The 12,038-nt window shown below is 42.9% G+C and carries 7 protein-coding genes, 11 tRNA genes and 3 rRNA genes; 4 read left to right on the plus strand and 17 right to left on the minus strand.

Going from position 1 to position 12,038, the window contains the following annotated elements; translation table 11 throughout:
* Positions 1-33 precede the first annotated feature (33 nt).
* Together recX and ntdP are read left to right on the plus strand one after the other, a co-directional pair.
* Positions 34-816 (plus strand): recombination regulator RecX, encoded by a 783-nt coding sequence (gene recX, locus RDV49_RS09875; RefSeq protein ID WP_049498316.1) that lies wholly within the window; start codon positions 34-36, stop codon positions 814-816.
* Positions 817-925: 109 nt separating this feature from the next.
* Complete coding sequence (gene ntdP, locus RDV49_RS09880; RefSeq protein ID WP_003005798.1) at positions 926-1,459, plus strand: nucleoside tri-diphosphate phosphatase; 534 nt, start codon at positions 926-928, stop codon at positions 1,457-1,459.
* Between the two features lie 95 nt (positions 1,460-1,554).
* Here ntdP and RDV49_RS09885 read toward each other — a convergent pair.
* The 17 genes from RDV49_RS09885 to RDV49_RS09965 form a co-directional block, all read right to left on the minus strand.
* Positions 1,555-1,628, minus strand: a tRNA-Pro gene (locus RDV49_RS09885).
* 19 nt (positions 1,629-1,647) lie between these two features.
* A tRNA-Arg gene (locus RDV49_RS09890) sits at positions 1,648-1,721 on the minus strand.
* Positions 1,722-1,757: 36 nt separating this feature from the next.
* Positions 1,758-1,831, minus strand: a tRNA-Arg gene (locus tag RDV49_RS09895).
* Between the two features lie 19 nt (positions 1,832-1,850).
* A tRNA-Leu gene (locus RDV49_RS09900) sits at positions 1,851-1,936 on the minus strand.
* A 7-nt stretch (positions 1,937-1,943) separates the two neighbouring features.
* Positions 1,944-2,015: transfer RNA gene (locus RDV49_RS09905), tRNA-Gly, on the minus strand.
* 23 nt (positions 2,016-2,038) lie between these two features.
* Positions 2,039-2,111, minus strand: a tRNA-Thr gene (locus RDV49_RS09910).
* 17 nt (positions 2,112-2,128) lie between these two features.
* A tRNA-Leu gene (locus RDV49_RS09915) sits at positions 2,129-2,210 on the minus strand.
* A gap of 6 nt (positions 2,211-2,216) precedes the next feature.
* Positions 2,217-2,289 (minus strand) — tRNA-Lys (locus RDV49_RS09920).
* 24 nt (positions 2,290-2,313) lie between these two features.
* Positions 2,314-2,386 (minus strand) — tRNA-Asp (locus RDV49_RS09925).
* Positions 2,387-2,388: 2 nt separating this feature from the next.
* Positions 2,389-2,461: transfer RNA gene (locus RDV49_RS09930), tRNA-Val, on the minus strand.
* Positions 2,462-2,495: 34 nt separating this feature from the next.
* Positions 2,496-2,611, minus strand: a 5S ribosomal RNA gene (gene rrf / locus RDV49_RS09935).
* A gap of 79 nt (positions 2,612-2,690) precedes the next feature.
* Positions 2,691-5,592 (minus strand): 23S ribosomal RNA (locus RDV49_RS09940).
* A 123-nt stretch (positions 5,593-5,715) separates the two neighbouring features.
* A tRNA-Ala gene (locus RDV49_RS09945) sits at positions 5,716-5,788 on the minus strand.
* Positions 5,789-5,841: 53 nt separating this feature from the next.
* Positions 5,842-7,389, minus strand: a 16S ribosomal RNA gene (locus RDV49_RS09950).
* Together the 16S, 23S and 5S rRNA genes with 11 tRNA genes alongside form the textbook arrangement of a ribosomal RNA operon.
* A gap of 310 nt (positions 7,390-7,699) precedes the next feature.
* The gene (gene hpf, locus RDV49_RS09955; RefSeq protein ID WP_003010301.1) at positions 7,700-8,242 is read right to left on the minus strand and encodes a ribosome hibernation-promoting factor, HPF/YfiA family; all 543 of its coding nucleotides are present in this window, start codon (positions 8,240-8,242) and stop codon (positions 7,700-7,702) included.
* Positions 8,243-8,323: 81 nt separating this feature from the next.
* A complete protein-coding gene (locus RDV49_RS09960) occupies positions 8,324-8,989 on the minus strand; it encodes a ComF family protein (protein ID WP_003010303.1) in 666 nt (221 codons plus the stop codon).
* Entirely contained in the window at positions 8,986-10,284 is a 1,299-nt protein-coding gene (locus RDV49_RS09965) for an ATP-dependent helicase ComFA (RefSeq protein WP_003010307.1), read from the minus strand. Before RDV49_RS09965 ends, RDV49_RS09960 begins: the two co-directional genes overlap by 4 nt.
* Positions 10,285-10,339: 55 nt before the next feature.
* Between RDV49_RS09965 and RDV49_RS09970 the strand changes: the two genes are divergently transcribed.
* Together RDV49_RS09970 and cysK are read left to right on the plus strand one after the other, a co-directional pair.
* Positions 10,340-10,981 (plus strand): YigZ family protein, encoded by a 642-nt coding sequence (locus tag RDV49_RS09970; protein WP_003010310.1) that lies wholly within the window; start codon positions 10,340-10,342, stop codon positions 10,979-10,981.
* A 123-nt stretch (positions 10,982-11,104) separates the two neighbouring features.
* A complete protein-coding gene (gene cysK / locus RDV49_RS09975) occupies positions 11,105-12,028 on the plus strand; it encodes a cysteine synthase A (RefSeq protein WP_003004014.1) in 924 nt (307 codons plus the stop codon).
* Positions 12,029-12,038 lie beyond the last annotated feature (10 nt).

Below are 12,038 nucleotides of genomic sequence, written 5' to 3' on the forward strand. Positions count from 1 at the left end.
CTATCTTAACACATTTTTCGGTATAATAAAAACATGAAAATTACAAAACTAGAAAAGAAAAAAAGACTCTACCTCCTGGAATTAGACAATGATCAAAAACTTTATATTACAGAAGACACCATCGTCAAATATTTCCTTTCCAAAGATAAAGAAATCAGTGAAGAAGAATTAAAAGAAATCCAAGAGTTTGCTCAATACTCCTATGGTAAAAACCTGGCCCTTTACCATCTTTCTTTTAAAGCTCGGACAACAAAAGAAGTCCGAGACTACCTAACAAAATATGAAATTGATAGTAGCATTATTGATAAAGTGGTCCAACACCTAAAAGAAGACAAGTGGTTAGATGATCGTCAATATGCAAGAAACCTGATAGAAGCCAACCTTCTCAGTGGCGATAAAGGACCTGCCTTATTACAACAAAAAATTCAACAAAAAGGGATCCCAAAATCTCTCCTACAAGAAATACTTGTAGACTATGATTTCTCAGAAGTGATCGACCGTACCGCAATAAAACTCCTAAAAAAATACCAAGGAAAATATCCGTTAAAAGCCATTGAAACTAAGATTATCCAAGCACTCATTTCAAAAGGCTTTGCGTACAACCAAGCTCAAATAGCTTTACAAAATCTCGAACTCGAAACAGATGAAGAAACAACACATGAGCTCATTCTAAAAGAGTTAGAAAAACAATACCGTAAATACAGTAAAAAATATGAAGGCTATGACCTCAAACAACGCTTGACTCAGGCACTAGCCAGAAAAGGCTACGATTATACTGACATAACATCAGCTATCAGAGACTTCTTAGATGAATAATTCATTCTCCAGTGTTCAAATTGAAAATATCATAGAAAAATAAGAAAAAATTTTAAAAAATATGTTACAATATAGAGGATATACTTAGATTGTAGAAAGTTGGTAAGTTATGAAACTACCTAAAGAAGGCGACTTTATTACAATTCAAAGTTATAAACATGATGGCAGTTTACACCGAACATGGCGTGACACCATGGTATTAAAGATAACCGAAAATGCAATTATTGGAGTAAATGATCATACACTTGTGACTGAAAGTGATGGTAGACGTTGGATCACACGTGAACCAGCGATCGTTTATTTCCATAAAAAATATTGGTTTAACATCATCGCCATGATCCGTGACAATGGTGTGTCTTACTACTGTAACCTAGCAAGTCCTTTTCACATTGACCAAGAAGCCTTAAAATATATCGACTATGATCTCGATGTCAAGGTCTTTACCAATGGTGAAAAAAAATTGTTAGATGTTGAAGAATACGAGCAGCATAAAGAAAAAATGCACTATTCAGATGACATCGACTTTATTTTAAAGGAAAATGTTAAGGTTCTAGTAGATTGGATAAACCAAAACAAAGGTCCTTTTTCTGAGGAATATATCAAAATTTGGTATAACCGTTATGTTGAACTGCGAAATAAATAAAGTTGGAAAGAGCGAAAGCTCTTTTTTCTTATAAATTAATAAAAAAAACTACAAAAAAAGTCTAATGACAACCATTAGACTTTTTCGATACACTATCGGGAAGACAGGATTCGAACCTGCGACACCTTGGTCCCAAACCAAGTACTCTACCAAGCTGAGCTACTTCCCGATCTAAAGCTACCGCTTTATGCACCCTAGAGGAGTCGAACCTCTAACCGCCTGATTCGTAGTCAGGTACTCTATCCAGTTGAGCTAAGGGTGCTCGTTCTTATTCAATTATTACATAGCCTTGCGACCATGCACCCTAGAGGAGTCGAACCTCTAACCGCCTGATTCGTAGTCAGGTACTCTATCCAGTTGAGCTAAGGGTGCTTCTTTCAACCTTTGTCTATGCCGAGGACCGGAATCGAACCGGTACGATCGTTACCAATCGCAGGATTTTAAGTCCTGTGCGTCTGCCAGTTCCGCCACCCCGGCCTCCTCAAGCGAACGACGGGATTCGAACCCGCGACCCCCACCTTGGCAAGGTGGTGTTCTACCACTGAACTACGTTCGCATTGCTTTCTTTATATAAAAAAATGCCGGCTACATGACTTGAACACGCGACCCTCTGATTACAAATCAGATGCTCTACCAACTGAGCTAAGCCGGCTCATTATTATTCTCTTATGCGGGTTAAGGGACTTGAACCCCCACGCCGTAAAGCGCCAGATCCTAAATCTGGTGCGTCTGCCAATTCCGCCAAACCCGCAAAATATGACCCGTACTGGGCTCGAACCAGTGACCCATTGATTAAAAGTCAATTGCTCTACCAACTGAGCTAACGAGTCTTAAAATAATTTTCATTATCTTAACGGTCCCGACGGGAATCGAACCCGCGATCTTCGCCGTGACAGGGCGACGTGATAACCGCTACACTACGGGACCTATGGGAGTTAACGGGATCGAACCGCTGACCCTCTGCTTGTAAGGCAGATGCTCTCCCAGCTGAGCTAAACTCCCAAATGAGCCTAGTATCTACTAGGCTCAATCTCTTGCTAAGCGACTACCTTATCTCACAGGGGGCAACCCCCAACTACTTCCGGCGTTCTAGGGCTTAACTGCTGTGTTCGGCATGGGTACAGGTGTATCTCCTAGGCTATCGTCACTTAACTCTGAATGATTAAACATTCAAAATTGAACATCTATATTCTAACAAGTTAACCTTACGTTGTCAATATCTTTTGACTCTTTGGATAAGTCCTCGAGCTATTAGTATTAGTCCGCTCCATTGCTCACACAACTTCCACTCCTAACCTATCTACCTGATCTTCTCTCAGGGCTCTTACTGATATAAAATCATGGGAAATCTCATCTTGAGGTGGGTTTCACACTTAGATGCTTTCAGCGTTTATCCCTTCCCTACATAGCTACCCAGCGATGCCTCTGGCGAGACAACTGGTACACCAGCGGTAAGTCCACTCTGGTCCTCTCGTACTAGGAGCAGATCCTCTCAAATTTCCTACGCCCGCGACGGATAGGGACCGAACTGTCTCACGACGTTCTGAACCCAGCTCGCGTGCCGCTTTAATGGGCGAACAGCCCAACCCTTGGGACCGACTACAGCCCCAGGATGCGACGAGCCGACATCGAGGTGCCAAACCTCCCCGTCGATGTGAACTCTTGGGGGAGATAAGCCTGTTATCCCCAGGGTAGCTTTTATCCGTTGAGCGATGGCCCTTCCATACGGAACCACCGGATCACTAAGCCCGACTTTCGTCCCTGCTCGAGTTGTAGCTCTCGCAGTCAAGCTCCCTTATACCTTTACACTCTGCGAATGATTTCCAACCATTCTGAGGGAACCTTTGGGCGCCTCCGTTACCTTTTAGGAGGCGACCGCCCCAGTCAAACTGCCCGTCAGACACTGTCTCCGTAGATGATGAACCTACCGGGTTAGAGTGGCCATAACACAAGGGTAGTATCCCAACAACGCCTCCATCGAAACTGGCGTCCCGATCTCTATGGCTCCTACCTATCCTGTACATGTGGCACAGACACTCAATATCAAACTGCAGTAAAGCTCCATGGGGTCTTTCCGTCCTGTCGCGGGTAACCTGCATCTTCACAGGTACTAAAATTTCACCGAGTCTCTCGTTGAGACAGTGCCCAAATCATTACGCCTTTCGTGCGGGTCGGAACTTACCCGACAAGGAATTTCGCTACCTTAGGACCGTTATAGTTACGGCCGCCGTTTACTGGGGCTTCAATTCATACCTTCGCGTTACCGCTAAGCACTCCTCTTAACCTTCCAGCACCGGGCAGGCGTCACCCCCTATACATCATCTTACGATTTAGCAGAGAGCTGTGTTTTTGATAAACAGTTGCTTGGGCCTATTCACTGCGGCTGACTGAAAGCCAGCACCCCTTCTCCCGAAGTTACGGGGTCATTTTGCCGAGTTCCTTAACGAGAGTTCTCTCGCTCACCTGAGGCTACTCGCCTCGACTACCTGTGTCGGTTTGCGGTACGGGTAGAGTATGATTAACGCTAGAAGCTTTTCTTGGCAGTGTGACGTCACTAACTTCGCTACTAAACTTCGCTCCCCATCACAGCTCAATGTTATAGAATTAAGCATTTAACTCAATTCACACCTCACTGCTTAGACGTGCACTTCCAGTCGCACGCTTTAGTTAGCCTACTGCGTCCCTCCTTCACTACATACTCTAGTACAGGAATATCAACCTGTTGTCCATCGGATACACCTTTCGGTCTCTCCTTAGGTCCCGACTAACCCAGGGCGGACGAGCCTTCCCCTGGAAACCTTAGTCTTACGGTGGACAGGATTCTCACCTGTCTTTCGCTACTCATACCGGCATTCTCACTTCTATGCGTTCCAGCACTCCTCACGGTACACCTTCTCCACACATAGAACGCTCTCCTACCATACCTATAAAGGTATCCACAGCTTCGGTAAATTGTTTTAGCCCCGGTACATTTTCGGCGCAGGGTCACTCGACTAGTGAGCTATTACGCACTCTTTGAATGAATAGCTGCTTCTAAGCTAACATCCTAGTTGTCTGTGCAACCCCACATCCTTTTCCACTTAACAATTATTTTGGGACCTTAGCTGGTGGTCTGGGCTGTTTCCCTTTCGACTACGGATCTTAGCACTCGCAGTCTGACTGCCGACCATAATTCATTGGCATTCGGAGTTTATCTGAGATTGGTAATCCGGGATGGACCCCTCACCCAAACAGTGCTCTACCTCCAAGAATCTTAATGTCGACGCTAGCCCTAAAGCTATTTCGGAGAGAACCAGCTATCTCCAAGTTCGTTTGGAATTTCTCCGCTACCCACAAGTCATCCAAGCACTTTTCAACGTGCCCTGGTTCGGTCCTCCAGTGAGTTTTACCTCACCTTCAACCTGCTCATGGGTAGGTCACATGGTTTCGGGTCTACGACATAATACTAATGCGCCCTATTCAGACTCGGTTTCCCTACGGCTCCGTCTCTTCAACTTAACCTCGCATCATATCGTAACTCGCCGGTTCATTCTACAAAAGGCACGCTCTCACCCATTAACGGGCTCGAACTTGTTGTAGGCACACGGTTTCAGGTTCTATTTCACTCCCCTCCCGGGGTGCTTTTCACCTTTCCCTCACGGTACTGGTTCACTATCGGTCACTAGAGAGTATTTAGGGTTGGGAGATGGTCCTCCCAGATTCCGACGGGATTTCTCGTGTCCCGCCGTACTCAGGATACTGCTAGGTATAAAGACTATTTCGAATACGAGGCTCTTACTCTCTTTGGCTGACCTTCCCATGTCATTCTTCTATAATCTTTAAGTCCATATTGCAGTCCTACAACCCCGAAGAGTAAACTCTTCGGTTTGCCCTCCTGCCGTTTCGCTCGCCGCTACTCAGGCAATCGCTTTTGCTTTCTCTTCCTGCAGCTACTTAGATGTTTCAGTTCACTGCGTCTTCCTCTACCTATCCTTAACAGATAGGAGTACTAGCCATTAGCTAGTGGGTTCCCCCATTCGGACATCTCTGGATCGTCGCTTACTTACAGCTCCCCAAAGCATTTCGTCGTTTGTCACGTCCTTCTTCGGCTTCTAGTGCCAAGGCATCCACCGTGCGCCCTTATTAACTTAACCTTATTTTTGGTCTTGCGACCTAAACTCTTTAAATATTTACAGCGTTTCGGTTTATTTTCTTGTTACTATTTGATATAGATATTCAATTTTCAATGTTCAATCTTAACACCCTTACAGTGTTAATGGAGCCTAGCGGGATCGAACCGCTGACCTCCTGCGTGCAAAGCAGGCGCTCTCCCAGCTGAGCTAAGGCCCCACAAGACCTCTCAAAACTAAACAAGACCAACGTACAGGTTTCCATTTCCTTAGAAAGGAGGTGATCCAGCCGCACCTTCCGATACGGCTACCTTGTTACGACTTCACCCCAATCATCTATCCCACCTTAGGCGGCTGGCTCCTTACGGTTACCTCACCGACTTCGGGTGTTACAAACTCTCGTGGTGTGACGGGCGGTGTGTACAAGGCCCGGGAACGTATTCACCGCGACGTGCTGATCCGCGATTACTAGCGATTCCGACTTCATGTAGGCGAGTTGCAGCCTACAATCCGAACTGAGACTGGCTTTAAGAGATTAGCTTGCCGTCACCGACTCGCGACTCGTTGTACCAGCCATTGTAGCACGTGTGTAGCCCAGGTCATAAGGGGCATGATGATTTGACGTCATCCCCACCTTCCTCCGGTTTATTACCGGCAGTCTCGCTAGAGTGCCCAACTCAATGATGGCAACTAACAATAGGGGTTGCGCTCGTTGCGGGACTTAACCCAACATCTCACGACACGAGCTGACGACAACCATGCACCACCTGTCACCTCTGTCCCGAAGGAAAACTCTATCTCTAGAGCGGTCAGAGGGATGTCAAGACCTGGTAAGGTTCTTCGCGTTGCTTCGAATTAAACCACATGCTCCACCGCTTGTGCGGGCCCCCGTCAATTCCTTTGAGTTTCAACCTTGCGGTCGTACTCCCCAGGCGGAGTGCTTAATGCGTTAGCTGCGGCACTGAGTCCCGGAAAGGACCCAACACCTAGCACTCATCGTTTACGGCGTGGACTACCAGGGTATCTAATCCTGTTTGCTCCCCACGCTTTCGAGCCTCAGCGTCAGTTACAGACCAGAGAGCCGCTTTCGCCACCGGTGTTCCTCCATATATCTACGCATTTCACCGCTACACATGGAATTCCACTCTCCCCTTCTGCACTCAAGTTAAACAGTTTCCAAAGCGTACTATGGTTAAGCCACAGCCTTTAACTTCAGACTTATCTAACCGCCTGCGCTCGCTTTACGCCCAATAAATCCGGATAACGCTCGGGACCTACGTATTACCGCGGCTGCTGGCACGTAGTTAGCCGTCCCTTTCTGGTAAGTTACCGTCACAGTGTGAACTTTCCACTCTCACACTCGTTCTTCTCTTACAACAGAGCTTTACGATCCGAAAACCTTCTTCACTCACGCGGCGTTGCTCGGTCAGGGTTGCCCCCATTGCCGAAGATTCCCTACTGCTGCCTCCCGTAGGAGTCTGGGCCGTGTCTCAGTCCCAGTGTGGCCGATCACCCTCTCAGGTCGGCTATGTATCGTCGCCTTGGTGAGCCGTTACCTCACCAACTAGCTAATACAACGCAGGTCCATCTCTTAGTGATGCATTTGCACCTTTCAAATCAATATCATGCGATATCGACTTTTATGCGGTATTAGCTATCGTTTCCAATAGTTATCCCCCGCTAAGAGGCAGGTTACCTACGCGTTACTCACCCGTTCGCAACTCATCCGCTCGGTGCAAGCACCAAGCTTCAGCGTTCTACTTGCATGTATTAGGCACGCCGCCAGCGTTCATCCTGAGCCAGGATCAAACTCTCATTAAAATAATTGTTTGTCTTAAACTCATTCTGTCACTGACAGATTTATTGTTTTTTTATTGTTCAGTTACTACAACTTTCGTTATAGCGCCCTGCACATTGGTTCGTCTTGTTCAGTTTTCAAAGGTCTTTGTCGCTCTCGCGCGACAACTATATTAGTATATCATGACCTTCTCTTACTGTCAATACTTTTTCTCAAATTTTTTTATTTTTTTTGAAAGTTTTTTTACTTTTTTGGTTTATATAAAAAATCAGGAGCATAAATGCTCCTGATTCCTCTATAATTTAATTGATGTTTTCAATCTCTTTTTGATCTTTATTCTTTTACTTCCAATAGACCGATGTCTCCATCTTCTCTACGGTAGATCACATTTGTTGTATTGTCTTCTGCATCACGATAAATGAAGAAGTCATGTGCTAATAGATCCATTTGAAGGATTGCTTCATCTAAATCCATTGGTTCTAGATCAATTGTTTTTGAGCGAACAACTTTTTCTGTGGTTGCTGCTTCTTCTACAACTGCATCGGTAAACAATTTACCTGCACCAGATTTAATACGATTTTTCTTTTCGATTTTTGTTTTATTCTTACGAATTTGACGTTCAATTTTATCCACAACCAGATCAATTGAACCGTACATATCTTGAGAGACATCTTCTGCACGAAGTGTGATAGATCCAAGCGGAATGGTCACTTCTACTTTTGCGGTCTTTTCACGGTAAACTTTTAAGTTTACTCGAGCGTCTAGCTCTTGATCTGCCTGAAAATATTTTTCAATCTTTTCGAGTTTAGAAACGACATAGTCGCGAATGGCTTCTGTTACTTCTAGGTTTTCACCACGGATACTATATTTAATCATATTAGTACCTACTTTCTAAACATTATGTTTTTATTTATATGTATATTATAACGCTTTCATAAAGTTTTTGCAAATCTTTTTTTACCTTGCGATTGAAAATGTCTTTATTTCTTTCACACCTTTTTCAATTAGTAGGCGCTTCATTAATTCGATTGTTTTGCCCGTTGTGTAGATATCATCGAAGATTAGATATTTCTGCTTTCCTGAAATTTCTCCTTTTAATTGAAAGTGCTGAGAGGTTTTTAATCTTTCTTCTCTTGTTTTTTTTGATTGGGCTAAAGTGTCTTCTTTTTGGAAGACACTGCTGTACTTTATCTCTGCAAAATCTAGTATAGTCGATACTTGATTGAATCCTCTTTCCTGCCTTTTTTCATGGCTGATTGGAGTCGGTATTATCGTATAGCTTTTATACTTTTTCAAGGCTTTTTTGAGGTCACTTGCAAATACCATTCCTAATAAACGATCGCCTTCAAATTTATATCGCTTGAAATAGTCCTTCATTGCTGTATTATATCTATATAATGCTTCATGTTCGACCATATTCCCCTTTTGTATCCAGTATTTGCAATCTTTACATACTTTCTCCTCCTTATCTTTATAACATCTAGGACAATGGATTTCGCCAATTTGTTCGAAGTCTTCTTTGCATTCTTTACAAATCCATTCTTCTTGTTGATTCATAAAAATAAGGTCTGTGAAATGTTCACCAGTTTTCAACTCTTTAGTACAAAGCAAACATTCTTTCAAAATCCAGCCTCCTGATTCATTTCCTTTATTTCTTTGATCGCTTTCTTCATTTCTCGTGTTATGCCATCTGATAGAAAAAGTAGTTTACCTGTTGGTCTTTCTTTACTTCGACCGACCCTTCCTGAAATTTGTACGAGAGCACTTTTAGTAAATAATTTGTGATTACTTTCTAAAACAAAGACATCTACAAACGGAAAAGTCACTCCTCTTTCTAAAATTGTTGTAGAGACTAGCATGGTTATGGCTCTGTTTCTAAACTCTTCTACCATTCGTAGACGGTCTGTTGTCTGTGAGGATACAAAACCTACTGTTTCTTTGGGAAAGTATTTTTTTAAGTTCTCGGTAAATTGTTGTCCTAATTCTATTTCAGATACAAAGATTAACAATGGGTAGTGAGTTTGTATTTGTTTCTTGATCAGTTGCAATAGTTGGTAAGGGATTCTTCCTTTTTCTATTTTTTCTCTAATTTTCGGCACCCATTTTATTTCAGGGACCACTAGTGGGTTCCCATGAAATCTTCTTGGAAGGCTATAACGAATGATTTCTTTTTTCTTGACCTTTTTATCTAACTCATCTGTAGAGGTTGCTGTTAAATATAGGGTATTCCCCTCTTTTTTTATTGCATTCTGAGCTGCTTTATATAGGATTGGATTGTCTACATAGGGAAAAGCATCTACTTCATCTATAATAAGGAGATCAAAGGCCTGATAAAACTTTAGCAATTGGTGGGTTGTAGCGATCACCAAGGGTGTTCTAAAATAGGGTTCCGATTCTCCATGAAGCAAAGAGATGGGGCAGGAAAAATCTTCCTTCATTCTTCCGTACAATTCTATACAGACATCGATTCTTGGGGTAGCAATACAGACTGCTTTTCCTGCCTTGATCGCTGTTGCTACAACCTGATACATCATTTCTGTTTTTCCAGCTCCTGTCACAGCATGTACCAAGGCATGTTTTCCTGCTTTAACTGCTTGGATAAGTCCTTCAGATACCTCTTGTTGATAGGAAGTCAAGGTTCCCTTCCAGTTTAACACCTCCTGTCCTTCAAAGTCCTTCTGTGCAATAGCATAAAGTTTTTGATCACTCCGGATCCTTCCCAATTGGATACAGGCTCTACAATACAGCACCTCCTCACTCAACTTCCAAAGTTTTTGATCAATCAAACTGCCACATCGAAAACATTGGTACCTTCCATTCTGTTTTTCCATAGCTGGAAGTTCTTGGGCAATTTCTTTCAGATCATTTGTCATTTGACTCTCCGTTAAGAGTCTTCCATAAGAATCTTCTATCTTCATACTTATTAATTCGCAAAAGTTGGAGAAAATCATTCTTTTTTTGTAAAATAAGAATATGGAATATATTACATTTAAAGAGAACGGCACTGTTCAAGAAGAAATCAAAAAATCAAAATTCATTTGTCATGTCAAGCGAGTCTCCTCTGAAGAGGAAGCTAGAGATTTTATCAATGCCATCAAAAAGGAACACTATAAGGCTACACATAACTGCTCTGCTTTCATCATTGGAGAACAAAGTGATATCAAACGAACCAGTGACGATGGAGAGCCTAGTGGAACAGCTGGGGTACCGATGTTAGGAGTTTTGGAGAATCATCGCATCACTAATAGTTGTGTCGTGGTTACCCGCTATTTCGGAGGTGTTAAATTAGGTGCTGGCGGTCTGATTCGTGCTTATGCTGGAAGTGTGGCACAAGCAGTTCGAGAGATTGGACTGGTAGAAATCAAAGAGCAAGTGGTTCTTGGGATCACACTTTCTTATTCCCAATACCAAGAATTTGCTAATTTCTTAAAAGACCATCAATTGGCAGAACAAGATCCGATGTTCACAGATCAGGTGATGACAACGATTTTTGTGGATAAAGAAAACACAAACTCTATCACAGCGGCTTTAGTCGAATTTTACAATGGCAAAGTCATTATTGAGGACCAAGGAATTCGTGAGGTTGAAGTACCCCTGCTCTCTGTAGAAAAATAATTAACAATACTATCGGCAACGATAGTTTTTTTTTATCACACCCATAAAATTTCTATATTTTACATTCTTCTCGCAAGAGACTATACTTGTTAGTATCAAGAAAACCTAGAACTGAGGTATATTATGGCTATTTATGAAAATATTACAGAATTGATTGGGAACACTCCGATTGTCAAATTGAATCGTCTTGTTCCTGAAGGAGCTGCAGATGTCTATGTCAAACTCGAAGCCTTCAATCCTGGATCATCTGTCAAAGACCGGATTGCTTTGAGCATGATTGAAAAAGCTGAAGCGGATGGCTTGATCAAACCAGGTGATACCATTGTCGAAGCAACTAGTGGGAACACAGGGATTGGCTTGTCATGGGTCGGCGCAGCTAAAGGCTACAAAGTTGTGATTGTCATGCCTGAAACCATGAGTGTGGAACGTCGTAAAATCATCCAAGCCTATGGAGCTGAACTCGTTTTGACTCCTGGAAGTGAAGGAATGAAAGGCGCTATCGCTAAAGCTGAAGCAATCGCTGCAGAAAGAAATGGCTTCCTTCCTCTTCAATTTGAAAACCCTGCTAACCCAGAGGTACATGAAAGAACAACAGGACAAGAAATCGTTGATGCCTTTGGAAAAGATGGTTTAGATGCTTTTGTCGCAGGTGTTGGTACTGGTGGTACTGTTTCTGGTATTTCTCATACTTTGAAAAAGAATAATCCTGCTGTCAAAGTCTATGCCGTTGAGGCCAATGAATCTGCAGTCCTTTCTGGCGAAAAACCTGGACCACATAAAATTCAAGGGATTTCAGCTGGTTTTATCCCAAATACTTTAGACACTAATGCATATGATGGTGTTCGTCGCGTATCTTCAGAAGAAGCTTTCGAACTTGCACGCGCTATTGGTGGTGCTGAAGGATTCTTAGTCGGTATCTCAAGCGCAGCTGCTATCTATGCTGCTATTGAAGTCGCAAAAGAATTGGGAAGCGGTAAAAAAGTTCTTGCTCTTGCACCAGATAATGGAGAACGTTACCTTTCTACTACCCTTTACGAATTTGAATAATTCTCTATAT

Source organism: Streptococcus parasanguinis, from assembly GCF_031582885.1.
GTDB lineage: Bacteria > Bacillota > Bacilli > Lactobacillales > Streptococcaceae > Streptococcus > Streptococcus parasanguinis_M.